Below are 15531 nucleotides of genomic sequence, written 5' to 3' on the forward strand. Positions count from 1 at the left end.
GCTATTTTAAACCAAGCATGCTGTTTACGCTTGGTTTAAAATAGCGGCATGAGCGGAAATCAGGATTTATTACAACGCAGCCTCAATAGTGTATGGCACCCATGCACGCAAATGAAGCATCATGAACGTTATCCATTGGTACCTATTTCACGTGGTGAGGGCGCCTGGCTATTTGATACTGATGGCAAAGGCTACCTGGATGCCGTCAGCAGCTGGTGGGTCAATCTGTTCGGGCATAACCAGCCCGTCATCAAAGACGCGATCAAAGCCCAGCTAGACCAGTTAGAGCATGTGATGCTGGCCGGTTTTACCCATGGACCTGTTGTCGAGTTATCGGAGAAGCTTTCTTTATTGACTGGCCTGGGCCATGCCTTTTATGGGTCGGATGGCGCCAGCGCTACCGAGATTGCGCTCAAGATGAGCTTTCACTATTGGCGCAATATCGGTCAGCCAAAGAAAACAAAATTTATCAGCCTGCAAAACAGTTACCACGGTGAAACTCTAGGCGCGCTTAGCGTCACCGATGTGGCCATTTTTAAAGACACTTACGCGCCTCTGATCTTACAGTCGGCACAAATGCCCAGTCCGGATAGTCGGCTGGCTGAAGCGGGTGAATCTGAAGAAGCTTTCGCCTTACGCTGCGCTGAGGCGCTCGAAATTTATGCAGCCGAGCACCATGCCGAATTGGCAGCCTTCATTATTGAACCCCTGGTGCAAGGTGCAGCCGGGATGGCTATGTACCACCCGGTGTATTTGCGCAGGGCAAGGGAAATTTGCGACCGTTATAACATCCATTTGATTGCAGATGAGATTGCGGTTGGTTTTGGCCGTACCGGCACCCTGTTTGCGTGCGAGCAGGCGGGTGGAAAAGTCAGTGATATCGCCGATTTTGTGTGTCTTTCCAAAGGGATTACCGGCGGTTATTTGCCATTGTCCGTGGTACTCACGACCGATGATGTCTATCAGGCGTTTTACCATGACCAGACTGCCAAAGGTTTTTTGCACAGCCACAGTTACACGGGCAACCCATTGGCGTGCAGTGCGGCGTTGGCAACACTGAAACTATTCGAAACCACTAACGTGCTGGGTAATAATCAGAAAACCGCGCAGCAACTTTTGGCAGCTGTGCAGGCATATGACTTGCCGCTGGGGCATATCCGCCAGCGGGGCATGATTACTGCCTTTGAGGTCGAGACCAGCAATCCGCAATTTGCCCAACATTGTTATACGGCTGCATTACGGCATGGCTTATTGCTGCGGCCTATAGCTAATACCGTGTACTGGATGCCACCGTATTGTCTGAATGCGGCAGAGATTGATCATCTGGTACAGTCGACACAAACCGCGATTCTGGAAAGTATGGCATGCAGCTAACTAAGCGCTGGTGCCTGTTTGCCTGTTGTCTATGGGCTGGCGTTGCGCAGGCGGCTTTGCCGTCTTCACTGCAGGAAGCGCTGACCAAAGCGCAGCTGCCGCTGGATAGCGTTGCGATTGTGGTGCAACCGCTGAATGGTGAGCCGCCGCTCATCAGCCATAACCAGACCAAGGCCTTGAATCCGGCCAGTGTGATGAAAGTGGTCACGACTTATGCCGCACTTGAAGCCCTGACGCCCGCTTATCGCTGGAAAACAGAAGTGTATAAAAACGGGCCGGTCAATCAGGGTGTGCTTGATGGTGATCTTATAATCAAAGGTTACGGTGACCCGGCCCTGAATAATGCCGAGCTTTGGCGTTTGTTACAGCAGGTGCAACAACAAGGGATCAAGCACATCAAAGGTAACCTGGTTCTAGATGGTTCCATTTATACGGCAGAAGTCAGTCAACGTCCGATACTGGATGACGAGCCATGGCGTGCTTATAACGTCAATCCCTATGCATTGCTGTTGAATGGCGGGCACACAAGTTTCAGATTTGGCGTAGCAAAAGAAGGCAGCAAGCCTGTCGTGAATATCACCCAAGAGTTTGAGTTGCCACAGATCAAAGTGGTGAATGCCATGCAGGTCAGTAAGGGCGCTTGTGGAGACTGGCGTAATAACCTGCGGTATGGCGTTTCTACAACATCAGAAGGCGCAACGGTGACGTTTAGTGGCACATTGCCTGAGCAATGCGATGAGCGCTACCTTGAATTAAACGTGCTCAGCCAGCAGCAATATGCTGTCAGCACCTTTAAAAAGTTGTGGGCACAACTGGGCGGGCGGCTGGATGGCCAGGCTCTAGCAGCAGCGTTGCCAGCCTCCGCGCATTTAGTCACTACCTGGTGGTCAGCCCCGCTGGATGAGGTGATCCGCGACATTAATAAATGGAGCAACAATGTCATGGCGCGGCAGCTAATGCTGACCATAGGCATGGAGACAGGCTTGGCCCCCGTTGATGAAAGCAGTAGCGCTTTGATGCTCAAGGAAGTATTGCGCAAACGTGGCCTGTCGTTTCCTGAACTGGTGCTGGAAAATGGTTCTGGCCTCTCGCGCATTGAGCGCATCAGTGCGGAACATCTGGCGCAATTACTCGTCACAGCCTATCAGCGTCCTGTGATGCCGGTGCTAATGGCTTCACTGCCGATTCTTGGGTTAGATGGTACGCTGAAAAAGCGTTTGCCCGAAGCTCCCAGCCAGGGCATGGCATACCTGAAAACCGGCTCGCTGGAAGGTGTCAGCAGTATTGCCGGTTATGTGCAGGATACCCAGGGTAAGCGTTATGTCGTGGTCATGCTGGTAAATCACTCGCAGGCATCGGCCTCCCGCGCAATTCAGGATGGTTTGATAAAAGCTGTGATCGAAGGACGTTAGTACGTAACGTAAGCAAGTATGTTAACCAAGTGTTTTTAACTAAAAACGCGTATGATTATGGTCGTTTTATAGGAGCGAATGTGAAATCAGGAATGCAAAAATTAAGCTTGGGCATGGTGTTGCTTTTAGCGATAGCGGGTTGCCAGGCGCAATCCAACTCTACTAATACTAAGGAAAATACACAAATGTCTGCCAATATCACCGAGTTGCAAAAGATTGATACTGTTGTGGGTAATGGTCGTGAAGCGGAAGTCGGCTTTAACGTGACTGTGCATTACACGGGCTGGTTGTACGACGCCAATGCCAAAGACTTCAAAGGTAAAAAGTTCGACAGCAGCCTGGACCGTAATTCCCCGTTCAACTTTTTCCTTGGCGGTGGCCAGGTGATTCAAGGTTGGGACGAAGGCGTGCAAGGGATGAAGATCGGCGGCAAACGCACGCTGATCATCCCTTCTGAATTGGGTTACGGCGCACGTGGTGCCGGTGGCGCGATTCCACCAAATGCAACATTGGTGTTTGATGTTGAATTGCTCAACGTTAAATAAAAAGCAAATTCTTTCGGATGCGGTTGGCAGGTCGGGTTCCCGCCGCATCCTCACAGATACAAATCAATAGAATGATGGGAAAGTCACAATGCAAGTCACAGTGAAATGGATAGATGGCGTCAGCTTTGTCGGCGAGTCTGAAACCGGTCACGCAGTCGTGCTGGATGGCGCGCCTGAAAATGGTGGCCGTAATATTGGCATGCGTCCTATGGAAATGCTGCTGATAGGCATGGGCTCATGTACGGCATTCGATGTCGTGACCATCCTGAAAAAAGCACGCCAGCCGATTGTGGATTGTGTGGCAGAAATTTCAGCAGAGCGTGCCGATACCATCCCTAAAGTATTCACCAAGATTCATGTGCACTTTGTAGTCACCGGTGAAAACCTGAACGAGCAACAAGTCTCGCGTGCGATAAGCTTGTCTGCAGAAAAGTACTGCTCAGCCAGCATCATGCTGCAAAAGGCGTGTGAAATTACGCATGATTTTGAAATTAGAACGCCAACTACTGAGTAAATGATGACAACTCCTGCTGGTATGTTAGGTATCCGCCATGTGGCATTGTTTATCAAAGACCTGGAGTCGGCGATAGATTTCTATACGCGCATTGTCGGCATGCAGATCGAGTGGCAACCTGATCCTGACAATGTTTACCTGACCAATCATGGTGATGTATTTGCCTTGCATAGGGTGGATTACAAAGCCGACCCGCTGCAGCGACTGGACCATATCGGCTTTGCCCTAGTGGATGAATCGGCAGTAGATGGTTGGTATGATCATGTAGTTAAACATGGGGTACGTATCACCGAAGCCCCTAAAACGCATAGAGACGGTTCACGTGGTTTTTATTGCCTGGACAGCGTCGGCCATTTGCTGGAATTCATTTACCATCCACCCATCGCGAAGTCATTGCTTAAGCCTGCGCCTTAAGATGTTTTGCTCCCTGAGATGCGCTGCTGCTTTTTTCAGCCTCTCTAAACCCTCTTTCCATGCAGTTTTCTGACTGCCAGTTACCTCCACTTGCCAGAACTAAAATTCATCGTGTGATGACTTAATGCCATTCGATTAAACGTTTGCCACTCCCTATACTTTTTTAAAATTTTAAATAAAAAGGGAGTTGTCATGCATTATCGATTAAAACGATTGCCAGTCACGCTTGCGGTGATGGGTGCTTTATATGGTATCCAGGGCCATGCGGCTGATGACGCACAAGTACAGACTAAAGAAAGCGTTGCTGATGAAGAAACCGCGCTTAATTCGGTGGTTGTGTTCGGCAAGAAAAGAACGCGTCAGGTCAGCGAGATTTCCAGAGCCGATCTGGATAACACTGCGCCTGGCACCAGCCCGATCAAAGCTTTGAGCACTTTGCCTGGAGTCAATTACAACTCACCGGACAGCTTCGGTAACTATGAATGGGGTTCAAGAATCTCGATTCGCGGCTTTAACCAGAATCAACTTGGGTTCACCCTGGACGACGTGCCGCTCGGTGATATGAGCTACCGCAACTACAACGGCCTGCATATCTCCAGGGCGATTTCCAGCGAGAATATCGGGCGTATCGTGGTTTCACAAGGGACAGGTGCATTGGGAACGGCATCTTCGAGTAACCTGGGCGGGACCATACAGTTTTACTCACTGGAACCTGCAGAAAAGCAAGGCGTTAAGTTCGAACAATCTTTTGCGGAATATGACAACCGACGTACCTTTGCCCGCTTTGATAGTGGTTTGTTAAGCACGGGTACCAAATTTGCCATCAGCGCCACCGAGCAAAATGCCGATAAGTGGAAAGGTCACGGCGAGCAACGCCACCAGCTGGTGAATTTCAAACTGACGCAAGATTTTGATATTGGTAAATTTACCGGTTTTATCAACTACTCAGACCGCAAAGATGTCGATTACATGGATTTATCAAAATCCAGCGCCAGGCGTCTGGGTTATCGCTGGGATTATTTTGCCCCTGACTGGGCGCTCGCACAGCAAGTTGCCACGCAAGTGGGGGCAGGTGGTACGGTTGGTAATATCACTTCGCTGGATGACGCCTACTACAATGGCTCCGGGTTACGTGAAGACTGGCTGGTGGGCGGAACATTGGCATTAGCCCTGAGTGACACGGTCTCGCTGAAAACGACTATTTATCATCATGATCAGGATGGTACCGGTACCTGGTGGACGCCTTATCGGGCATCTCCAGGCGGCACGCCGATTTCACTGCGCACACTGGAGTTTGATATTAACCGTTCCGGCATACTGAGTGCCCTTACCTATAATCAGGGCATACACAGTTTTAATGCCGGTTTCTGGTACGAGAACAATGATTTCCAGCACGCCATGCGCTTTTACGCACAGGATAACGGGCCTTCATCGCCCTACAGGCGGCCTTCAAATCCATTCTTCACTGCCTGGAACTACCAGTTTGATACCAATACCTTACAGCTGCACTTTCAGGACAATATCAAGTTAAGCGATCAGTTAACTGTCAATGCCGGATTCAAATCCCTGGATGCCACTACTTCAGTGTCTACCCTGAGAGATACTGCGGCGGGTAACGAGCTGAGAGGGTCACTGACTGCTTCCGATCACTTTCTCCCATCACTTGGACTCAACTTCAAACTGGATGAGCAAAATGAGTTTTTTGCCGATGCGGCTGAAAACGTCGCCGCCTTCAGGGGTGTTGTAAAAGGTGGCGCTTCGCCGTTCGATACCACGCAGGCCGGGTTTAATGCCATCAAGGGCTCTATCAAGCCGGAAGAGTCTTTAGTGGTAGAAGGCGGCTGGCGCTATCGTCAACCCAATTTCAACAGCTCGGTTGCCCTCTACCATGTTGACTTTAAAAACAGGTTGTTAGCGTTGCAACAGGGATCGGGGATTGTCGGTAATCCTTCAGTATTAACCAATGTTGGCAAGGTGGAAACGGTAGGGGCAGAGTTCTCGGCTAACTGGTCGCCGATTACCAATGTCTGGTTCAATAACTCGCTGACCTTGAACCAGTCAAAATACCGTGATGACTTTAGTATTAATAACACTGTTTTCCGTACCGATGGCAAAAATGTGGTGGATGCGCCAAAAACGATTGTCAGCAGCCAGCTCAAATATAACGATGGGTCTTTGTACGGGCAAATAGGTGCCAATTACATAGGCCAGCGTTATTACACCTATACCAATGATCAATCTGTCAGCGGATACACGATTTGGGATATCAGCGGTGGTTACCGCTGGAGAAATGTCTCACTGGCCAAAAATGTGAATGTACAAATCGGGGTGAACAACCTGTTTGATAAGAAGTATTTTGCGTTTGGTGATAACCCATATCAAGCCACAGACCCAACTGGCGATGCTTATAACCTGCTGGCCGGGGCACCACGCACGGCGTTTGTCAGGTTTGCCGGCGAGTTTTAATCACGCCATATGCCACCCCGTTTTGGGGTGGCATCAATCATTCGAGTACACATGATGAACATGAACGTTTTGCGGTATATTTTTCTGTTTCTAATATCAGGCACAGGGCCCATGGCACAAGCACTAGAAGTAAATATAGGTTACCAGACCGGTGTAGAGCCCGCGAAAGTAGCTATCGTTGATCACCAGTACGAAAAAGCCACCGGTGCAAAAATAAACTGGCGTCGCTTTGATAACGGGGCAGAGCTGATACGCGCAGTGGCTTCCGGGGATATCGATGTTGCGAATGTGGGGTCCAGTATCGTGGCGGTGGCTGCCAGCCGTGATCTGCCGGTGGAGACTTTCCTGGTCGCTTCCGAGCTGGGGACTTCAGAAGCATTAGTTGTCAGAAACGGTTCCGGCATCCAGCGTTACCAGGATCTGGTGGGAAGAACGATTGCCGTGCCTTTTGTTTCTACCTCGCATTACAGCCTGCTGGCGGCCCTGAAACATTGGGGCATAGACCGTACCAAGGTCAAGATTGTCAATCTGCGTATCTCTGAAATCCCCGCTGCCTGGCAGCGCGGCAATATTGATGCAGCCTATGTGTGGGATCCTGCATTAAGCAAAATCAAAACCAATGGCAAAGTGCTGGTGAGTTCTGAAGAAGTCGCTGCCTGGGGTTCACCGACCTTTGATGTATGGGTGACGCGCAAGCCGTTTGCAGAAAAGAATGCTGCTTTCCTCAAGGCATTCAGCAAAACCTCGACCGATTATTACGCCGCTTACCAGGCCAATAAACCGCAATACCTGGCAGATAACAACTACCTGAATAAAATCGCCACCCTGACCGGCGCTTCGGCAGAGCAGATTCCCGGCCTGCTGGTTGGTAACCAGTATCCGATAGCTGACAGGCAAAAGCTGTTGCTACAGACCTCGGTGATCAAAGCTATTGCCGATACCGCCTTGTTCCTCAAAGAACAGGGCAAGATAGACCGGTTGCTGCCGGATTACCGGGCGTATGCCACGGACAGGTTTATTCCTTGAGCATGATATGAGCACATTAACTGTTAATCAGGTGACTGCCAGCTTTACTAGGGCAGGGGGCGAACAACGCACTGTTCTGCGAGATATATCGGTGACCATTTTGCCGCAGGAAATCGTAGTGATTGTCGGCCCGTCGGGCTGCGGTAAAACCACATTGCTCAACCTGGTCGCAGGGTTCGAGCAGCCCACATCGGGAGATATTCTACTCAATGGGAAGCAAGTATCCGGACCAGGCCCGGATAGGGGCGTGATTTTTCAGCAGCATACACTGCTGCCGTGGCTGACAGTGGGTGAAAACGTTGAGTTCGGATTGAAGCTACAAGGTATTTCGCCAGCTAGCCGTGCTGTAACAAGCGCAGAATACTTAAATCTGGTGGGCCTATCACAGTATGTGGATTGTCAGGTCTGGAATCTATCCGGAGGCATGAAGCAACGCGTAAGCCTGGCACGGGCCCTGGTGACCAACCCGCAGATATTGTTAATGGATGAGCCTTTCGGCGCCTTGGATGCTTTTACCAAAGAGCAGATGCAGACGCTGGTGCTGAATATCTGGCATGCCACGCACAAGCAGATATTGCTGGTCACGCATGACATTGAGGAAGCTGTGTTTCTGGCCACAAAACTGATATTGATGAAAGCGAATCCCGGTCAAATTGCCCAGGTCATCCCGCTCGATTTTGGGAAGCGGCATATATCCGGTGAGTCGGCGCGCAGCATCAAATCCGATCCTGATTTTATCAAGGTGCGTGAGGCGGTATTGGCTTATTTTTTTGAAAATGATCCGGGGGTGAGCAATGCCGTTGCTGCATAAGCGCCAGGTTGCCATCAGCCTCCTCACCGTTTTCGGATTGATTCTTGCCTGGTCGGTGGCAACTTACTTTGAATGGCTGCCACCTTTATATCTGCCAAGTCCGCTCAATGTTGTGCGCAAAACGCTGGAGTTAATCCAGAACGGCTATATGGATGCCAGCTTCTGGCAGCATCTATCTGCCAGCCTGGGCAGGGTGTTTTTAGCACTGGTGATTGCAGTGGTGGTCGGGGTTCCCTTAGGCATACTCATAGGCGTCAACCCCAACGCGCATGCAGCGATTGATCCGCTGATCGAATTTTACCGGCCGGTGCCGCCGCTGGCTTATTTGCCCTTGATTGTGATCTGGTTTGGTATCGGTGAATTTTCAAAAGTGTTGCTGATTGCACTAGCCATCTTCGCCCCGGTAGTGGTCACTACGTCAAATGGTGTGCGTGCGGTCAACCCGCTGTGGATCAGGTCGGCCAAAACGCTGGGTGCCAGTCGCTGGCAAATCATCCGGGAAGTCATTTTGCCTGGCGCTTTCCCGGATATCCTGACCGGGGTCAGGATAGGCCTGGGTCTGGGCTGGTCTACGCTGGTGGCTGCCGAGCTGATTGCAGCAACCGAGGGATTGGGGTTTTTGATCCAGTCTGCTTCCCAGTTTTTAATTACAGACCTGGTCATCACAGGCATCCTGTTTATCGCGGTTATTGCGTATGCGATGGAGATAGGCCTGCGCATGATCCAGCAAAGATTGGTGCCCTGGAAGGGTAAGAACTATTAGTACAAGAGGAAATAAATGACGCTTACATTAACAAAGATTACACCTGCCATCGGGGCGACTGTCGCAGGGGTGGATTTTTCAAGGGAATTGTCCAAGGAACACAAACAGGCGATTGAACAAGCTTTGCTTGAGCATGAAATCCTGATTTTCCGTCACCAGGAAATCACGCCGCACCAGCAAGTGAATTTTGCCGCCAATTTTGGAAAATTGCATATTCATCCTATTTATCCGGTGTTGCCAGATCTGCCGGAAATCATGAATATCGATACCCATGAGAATTTTTTGCCTGACAATGATAACTGGCATACGGATGTCACCTTTAGTACGACGCCGCCCCGAGCAGGCATCCTGGCGGCAAAAAGACTGCCTTCTGCTGGCGGGGATACTTTATGGGCTAGCAATACGGCAGCTTATGACGCGTTGTCGGACTCATTAAAACGTTCCCTGGAGGGCTTAACGGCGACACATGACGTAACAAAGTCTTTCCCTAAAGACCGCTGGGGAACAGATGATGCGTTTAAAGAACGCTATGATGCGGCGGTAAAAAAACATCCGCCGATAAGCCATCCGGTGATCAGAACGCATCCGGTCTCAGGCAAAAAATCGTTATTCGTGAATGAGGGCTTTACCACGCATATTGATGGCATTGGCCAAAAGGAAAGCGATTCTTTACTCGGCTTTCTGTTTGCACACAGCATACGGCCCGAGTTCACCTTGCGCTGGCAGTGGCAGGTCAATGACATTGCTTTCTGGGATAACCAGGTGACACAGCATTATGCTGTCGCGGATTACCTGCCCGAGCGCCGCACCATGCACAGGGCGACCATCGTTGGGGATGTACCTTTTTAGAATTGCTTTACTGTAAGTGTGGTCGCTGTGATGTTAAACACCTGCAATTATTTACCACTGTCGTCATACCGGCGGAGGACGGTATCCAGGCCAGTTAAATACTAGCTTGTCTACAATAAACCACTATATGTGAAAGTGATCTGCGATGTATTCAGGTCGCTACCGGAGAGATAAACCATTTGAATGACTATATTGATTCACTAGAGCAATGATAATCCTGTGATGAGTTTGATTGAGAATATATAAATGCACTGGTTATATCTGGTAGTCGCTATTCTGGCCGAAGTGGTAGCCACTTCGGCATTAAAGAATGCAGAAAACTTTACCCATCCGGCCTGGTCGCTGGTAGTGGTTTCCGGCTATGTATGCGCATTTTATTTTCTGTCTTTGGCCTTACGTACAGTACCGCTGGCAATCGCCTATGCCACCTGGTCAGGCGCAGGGATTGCCATCATTGCACTGGTAGGCTGGCTGTATTACGGTGAACGTTTGTCGCTGCTGCATCTGGCCGGGCTGGTGTTTATCTTGTCGGGTATCCTGATACTTAAGCTGGGCAAGTAACCTATACGCCTATCAGGTTTTTAATACTTGCAGTGTTATAGCTGGGTGAAAGGCGGGATACAAAGTCATAAACATACGGCCGCAGGTAGTGATTTTTCCGCAGGGCAATCTTGGTGACGTTCTTTTCAAACAAGTGTGCCGCTGACACGCTTTTCAAATTGGTATCCCTGACAGGATCAAAAGACATACTTGCTACAATACCTATCCCTAGCCCTAGCTCAACATAGGTTTTAATAATATCGGCATCCAGTGCCGTGATGGGAATGTCCGGATAAAGACCCTGGTCAGAAAAAGCTTTGTCTACCCGGGAGCGGCCGGTCAGGCCAGAGTGGTAGGTAATGATAGGGAACTGGCATAACTGCTCCAGCGTGATCACTTCAGACTCAAAAATCGGATGGTCAGGTTTGGCAATGATGGAGTGATACCACCCATACCAGGGGATAGTTACCAAAGCGTCATTCAGATGAACGCCTTCCGTCGCAATGCCGATGTCTGCTTCGCCGCTTTTTAAAAGCTCGCAAATCTCAAGCGGGCTGGATTCATGCAGGGTGAAATGCACATCAGGGTAGTCGATGACAAAATTCTTGATTGCTTCGGGCAAGGCATAACGTGCCTGGGCATGGGTGGTTGCTAAAAACAAATTCCCCTTGGATTTACTGGCCATCTGCGAGGACAGCGTATTTAAATGCTGGGTTTCAGACAATATCTTGCTAATGATGGGAATCAGCGCCTCGCCTTCACTGGTTAAACCGATCAACCGGTTTTTTGACCGATTAAAGATTTCAATCCCAAGTTCATTTTCAAGTTCGGTCAGGCTTTTGGAAACGCCGGACTGGGAAATAAAGAGTACTTTACCAACTTCGGTCAGGTTGTAATTGAGTTTAACCGCTTCACGTACGATTTTTAATTGTTGGAAATTCATGATTTCCAATATAACAATAAATTATATGGAATCTAAATAACATCAGATTATTAATTTATAATGGTTTGAAATAAAGACGATTGCCTCACAGCCCGGCTATTTTAAGTCCCATCACTTTAAACTTGATGCAACATTGCCTGAACAAGGAAAAGTGATCTCTTAAGGAACGTGTGACAAAAAAATAGCCTCCAGCGTGGAGGCTTAATTTTTACAGTCTCTGAATTCAGTTGGTCACTAATTTGATTGAGAGTGTTTGCTCTTTATCCAGAACCGTCAGCAAACGATCAATGTTCGGGTGTTTGCCCGGGTGATTCTCGGCATCTTCAGTATGCTCCGCATACAAGGCCAGGCCTTCTACTGCGGCATCGGTGTTGATCTCACCATAGATCTTGAACAAATGATGGTAGACCTTGATGGAGCCCTGGGTGCCAGGTTTGTTTTCAATCTGGCCGGCAGGCTGGCTTTTCTCATCGTACAGCTCAATGCGTTTCACATGATCCGCGCTGTCAAGGGTGAGTAGGTTATCACTAAATTTTTGCATGGTTGACTCTAGGTGACTACGAATACTATAAATGATACGCGGTACGCGTCATCACTTTGGACGCGAGTCGCATAGCCAGTTTAACCGGGGCTGGCAGCGTGGCGCCACCAAGATGCTCCGCAGTCTCGGCATGGTGCTCCTCGTCCTTTTTCATCTGCGTGACAATAGCACGCGATGCATGGTCTTGCGCGGGTAACTCATGCAAGTGCTTGCCTAAGTGGGCCGCGACCTGATGCTCGGTTTCAGCCAGGAACCCCAGGTTCCATTTGTCGCCGAGCAAACCAGCCGTCACCCCCAGGCCAAAGCTTGCTCCAAACCATAAAGGGTTGAGCAGGCTTTTGCGGCCGCCAAGCTCGCTGATGCGTCGCTCACACCATGCAAGGTGATCGACTTCTTCGCGCGAGGCTTCTTGAAGCGCTTCCACATTGTCCGGATCCCGGGAAACCAGTGCCTGGCCGCTGTATAAAGCCTGGGCACAGACTTCACCGACGTGATTGATACGCATAAGAGCGGCTGCATGCTTGCGTTCGCTATCAGACAGCGCGCTGTCGTCAGACGTTTCTGCTTGTGGGTAGGGGCGACTCGGACTTGCCTGGCTGAACACTGTGCGTAAGCCCATATCCAGTACGGCAATCGCTTTGTCCAGTGTAAGTGGTGGCAGCGTCATTGCTTACTCCCTGTAGATCGCCACTGCCTGCAGGCACTTGTGTATCTTGCAGGCAGTGGCATAGGCATCATGGTTTTTTAGGTTTGGCTGGTTTATCAGTCGCTGCCGGTTTGTCAGCAGGTTTTCCAGAACTGGCCGGTTTATCGGCATTGGCTTTCACAGCAGCTTCAGGCGCTTTCTGCACTGGCAAGCCTTTAAGCTGGTTCATGGCCTGTACAAACTGGAAGTCATCTTTGCTGGCCGGTTCGATAGGACCGCGGGTTTCAGCAAATTTTTCTTCCTTCGGTTTATCACCACCGACGCGGGCTTTCACTTCTTCAGCTTTTTCTGCGTTGGCTTTGGCAATATCGCTAGGGTTGGACAAGTGACGTTTCAAATCCGCCTCGTGCAGGCTGAGACTTGGGTCAGAACCATCATCCACAATCGTATCCGGCACAATACCTTTCGCCTGGATAGAGCGGCCGTTAGGTGTAAAGTAGCGCGCAGTGGTCAACTTGATCGCGCTGCCGTTGTTCATTGGCAAGATGGTTTGTACTGAACCTTTACCAAAACTCTGGATACCCATGATGGTGGCACGTTTGTGGTCTTGCAATGCACCGGCAACAATTTCTGAAGCTGAGGCAGAGCCTGCATTGATCAATACCACGATAGGCACTGATTTATACTCTTCCGGCAGGTCTTTCAGGTAATCAGACTTACCACGGCGGGCATAATCCATAGGTGTTGCATTCAGGCGCATTTTGGAGTCAGCCACGCGACCTTCTGTGTACACCACCAGGTCATCTTTTGGCAGGAAGGCAGCAGAAACACCGACCGCAGCATCCAGTAAGCCACCCGGGTTGTTACGCAAATCCAGTACAAGGCCTTTGAACGGACCTTTGTTATCGGCACGCAGGGTTTTCAGGGCTTTAGCCAGATCCTCACCAGTACGCTCCTGGAACTGTGTAATGCGCACATAGGCATAATCAGGCTCAATCAGTTTGCTCTTCACGCTTTGTGCCTTGATGATGGCGCGCGTCAGCGTGAAGGTGAGCGGTTTGTCTTCGCCTTTACGCACGACTGTCAGTGTGATTTTAGTATCCGGTACACCGCGCATGCGTTTCACGGCGTCATTCAATGTCAAGCCGCGCACTTGCGTGTCATCCAGCTTCATAATCAGGTCGCCGGATTTCAAGCCTGCCTTGTAAGCAGGGCTGTCCTCAATAGGTGTCACTACTTTGACCAGGCCATCTTCCATCGCCACTTCAATACCCAGGCCGCCAAACTCGCCTTGCGTACCTGCCTGCAATTCCTTATAGGCGTCGGCGTCCATGAAAGTGGAGTGCGGGTCCAGGCCTTGCAGCATGCCTGCAAGTGCTTCGTTAATCAGTTTCTTGTCTTCGACCGGTTCAACATAGTCAGATTTGACTTTGGCGAACACTTCGGCGAATACGCGCAGCTCGTCGATAGGCAGTTGCGAAACAGAGGTTCTATCCGCCCAGGCAGAGATATTGATACTTACCAGAATACCTACAAAAACGCCTGCACCAAGCAAGCTAAATTTTTCAAATTTGGAACGCATACCAGCCTTGTATGATCAATTAAGCGAAGAATACTATTGAGTGAAGATTACTGTAATAAAGATTCAGTTGCCATCAGTTGATGTCAGCCTGTTTTGAGAGAGTGGAAACAATCATGTTAAGTTCATTTTCCGCTATTTCAATAAAATTGACTATACTCTTCACGCAAATAATTTATTAGAGTGCAATATGCAAAAGCCTATCGTAGAAATCGAGTTTTGTACACAGTGTCGTTGGCTATTACGCGCCGCCTGGCTGGCACAAGAGCTGCTCACCACATTTGATACTGATCTTGGATCGGTGAATCTGGTGCCCGGCACCGGAGGGACTCTGGACATACGTTGTGATGGAAAAGTGATTTTTTCACGCAAAGAAGCAGGGCGGTTTCCTGAAGCAAAAGAATTAAAGCAGCTGATTAGAGATTTGATTGACCCGGAGCGGTCACTTGGGCACAGCGATAGTCCGGTAAAAAGTACGGGTGAATAATCAAGTCAGAAGCTTATTTAAAACTAAGCTTTAATTGCCGGTTTCCGCTTCTATGCGTTTGGCGCCGTTGTAACGGGTACGCCAGTAGCGTTCATCCATGTTTTCAACACGTACTTTAGCGCCCGCCCGTGGTGCATGAATAAACTGATTGTTGCCTACGTAGATGCCGACATGGGAAAAGGCTGATTTTAATGTGTTGAAAAATACCAGATCGCCAGGCTGAAGATCGTCACGCTTGACGGTATCGCCCAATTCGCTGATGGTGCGGGCGGATGGCGGCAGTGAAATTTGGGCGGCATGCTTGAAGACGTATTGTACAAACCCGCTGCAATCAAAGCCGGTTTCAGGAGTACGTCCACCGTACTTATAACCTACACCAGTCAGGCTCAGCGCCCGAATCATGATTTCTTCTACTTTTTCTGACCAGGAACCGGAAAGTCCGGTTTGGCTGTCTAACACCTCTTCTTGCGAATAGCTGTAGGCGTTCTGCCAGCGCTTGTCCTCACCCGGGGCGGCATGACCTTGGGAGATGCAAAGGGTGCTGATCAGAGGTGCACAGATAAGTAGTGCGGCGAGTCGAAGAACTAAATTATTCATCACAATCAAAGCTTGGTCATCGTT

General features: G+C 49.7%; 17 protein-coding genes. 12 read left to right on the top strand and 5 right to left on the bottom strand.

Annotated features, from left to right (window positions below):
• Positions 1 to 48 precede the first annotated feature (48 nt).
• From bioA to ACFQ2T_RS11965, 11 genes are all read left to right on the top strand, one after another.
• On the top strand, positions 49 to 1374 hold the full coding sequence (gene bioA / locus ACFQ2T_RS11915; RefSeq protein ID WP_379034690.1) for an adenosylmethionine--8-amino-7-oxononanoate transaminase: 1326 nt from the start codon (positions 49 to 51) through the stop codon (positions 1372 to 1374).
• Complete coding sequence (dacB, locus tag ACFQ2T_RS11920) at positions 1365 to 2786, top strand: D-alanyl-D-alanine carboxypeptidase/D-alanyl-D-alanine endopeptidase (protein WP_379034692.1); 1422 nt, start codon at positions 1365 to 1367, stop codon at positions 2784 to 2786. The genes bioA and dacB overlap by 10 nt, the downstream gene beginning before the upstream one ends.
• 92 nt (positions 2787 to 2878) lie before the next feature.
• Complete coding sequence (locus ACFQ2T_RS11925; protein ID WP_379034694.1) at positions 2879 to 3331, top strand: FKBP-type peptidyl-prolyl cis-trans isomerase; 453 nt, start codon at positions 2879 to 2881, stop codon at positions 3329 to 3331.
• 88 nt (positions 3332 to 3419) lie between these two features.
• Positions 3420 to 3845 carry an OsmC family protein gene (locus tag ACFQ2T_RS11930; RefSeq protein WP_379034696.1) on the top strand — a complete coding sequence of 142 codons (426 nt, stop codon included), beginning with the start codon at positions 3420 to 3422 and terminating at the stop codon, positions 3843 to 3845.
• A gap of 3 nt (positions 3846 to 3848) precedes the next feature.
• Entirely contained in the window at positions 3849 to 4259 is a 411-nt protein-coding gene (locus ACFQ2T_RS11935; protein WP_379035169.1) for a VOC family protein, read from the top strand.
• Positions 4260 to 4451: 192 nt separating this feature from the next.
• Complete coding sequence (locus ACFQ2T_RS11940; protein WP_379034700.1) at positions 4452 to 6725, top strand: TonB-dependent receptor; 2274 nt, start codon at positions 4452 to 4454, stop codon at positions 6723 to 6725.
• 111 nt (positions 6726 to 6836) lie between these two features.
• Complete coding sequence (tauA, locus tag ACFQ2T_RS11945; RefSeq protein WP_379034702.1) at positions 6837 to 7751, top strand: taurine ABC transporter substrate-binding protein; 915 nt, start codon at positions 6837 to 6839, stop codon at positions 7749 to 7751.
• 7 nt (positions 7752 to 7758) lie between these two features.
• Positions 7759 to 8562: a taurine ABC transporter ATP-binding protein gene (locus ACFQ2T_RS11950; protein ID WP_379034704.1), complete on the top strand. Its 804-nt coding sequence runs from the start codon at positions 7759 to 7761 to the stop codon at positions 8560 to 8562.
• Positions 8546 to 9325 carry a taurine ABC transporter permease TauC gene (tauC, locus tag ACFQ2T_RS11955; RefSeq protein WP_379034706.1) on the top strand — a complete coding sequence of 260 codons (780 nt, stop codon included), beginning with the start codon at positions 8546 to 8548 and terminating at the stop codon, positions 9323 to 9325. Before ACFQ2T_RS11950 ends, tauC begins: the two co-directional genes overlap by 17 nt.
• 15 nt (positions 9326 to 9340) lie before the next feature.
• The gene (gene tauD / locus ACFQ2T_RS11960) at positions 9341 to 10174 is read left to right on the top strand and encodes a taurine dioxygenase (RefSeq protein WP_379034708.1); all 834 of its coding nucleotides are present in this window, start codon (positions 9341 to 9343) and stop codon (positions 10172 to 10174) included.
• 246 nt (positions 10175 to 10420) lie between these two features.
• Entirely contained in the window at positions 10421 to 10735 is a 315-nt protein-coding gene (locus ACFQ2T_RS11965) for a DMT family transporter (protein WP_379034710.1), read from the top strand.
• Between the two features lies 1 nt (position 10736).
• Here ACFQ2T_RS11965 and ACFQ2T_RS11970 read toward each other — a convergent pair whose 3' ends face one another.
• The 4 genes from ACFQ2T_RS11970 to ACFQ2T_RS11985 all read right to left on the bottom strand — a co-directional run bounded on the left by ACFQ2T_RS11970 (position 10737) and on the right by ACFQ2T_RS11985 (position 14426).
• The gene (locus tag ACFQ2T_RS11970) at positions 10737 to 11657 is read right to left on the bottom strand and encodes a LysR substrate-binding domain-containing protein (protein WP_379034712.1); all 921 of its coding nucleotides are present in this window, start codon (positions 11655 to 11657) and stop codon (positions 10737 to 10739) included.
• A 223-nt stretch (positions 11658 to 11880) separates the two neighbouring features.
• Entirely contained in the window at positions 11881 to 12198 is a 318-nt protein-coding gene (locus ACFQ2T_RS11975; RefSeq protein ID WP_379034714.1) for a DUF2322 family protein, read from the bottom strand.
• 25 nt (positions 12199 to 12223) lie between these two features.
• Positions 12224 to 12865 carry a 2-polyprenyl-3-methyl-6-methoxy-1,4-benzoquinone monooxygenase gene (gene coq7, locus ACFQ2T_RS11980; protein WP_379034716.1) on the bottom strand — a complete coding sequence of 214 codons (642 nt, stop codon included), beginning with the start codon at positions 12863 to 12865 and terminating at the stop codon, positions 12224 to 12226.
• A gap of 67 nt (positions 12866 to 12932) precedes the next feature.
• Positions 12933 to 14426 (bottom strand): S41 family peptidase, encoded by a 1494-nt coding sequence (locus ACFQ2T_RS11985; protein ID WP_379034718.1) that lies wholly within the window; start codon positions 14424 to 14426, stop codon positions 12933 to 12935.
• 187 nt (positions 14427 to 14613) lie between these two features.
• Here ACFQ2T_RS11985 and ACFQ2T_RS11990 point away from each other — a divergent pair, with 187 nt between their 5' ends.
• Positions 14614 to 14910, top strand: a complete 297-nt coding sequence (locus ACFQ2T_RS11990) for a SelT/SelW/SelH family protein (protein ID WP_379034720.1) — start codon at positions 14614 to 14616, stop codon at positions 14908 to 14910.
• Between the two features lie 30 nt (positions 14911 to 14940).
• On the opposite strand, the gene ACFQ2T_RS11995 is transcribed toward ACFQ2T_RS11990, so the two are convergent.
• Entirely contained in the window at positions 14941 to 15507 is a 567-nt protein-coding gene (locus ACFQ2T_RS11995; RefSeq protein ID WP_379034722.1) for a C40 family peptidase, read from the bottom strand.
• Positions 15508 to 15531: the final 24 nt, after the last annotated feature.

The sequence above is a fragment of the Methylophilus flavus genome (assembly GCF_042678905.1).
GTDB classification, from domain to species: Bacteria; Pseudomonadota; Gammaproteobacteria; order Burkholderiales; family Methylophilaceae; genus Methylophilus; species Methylophilus flavus.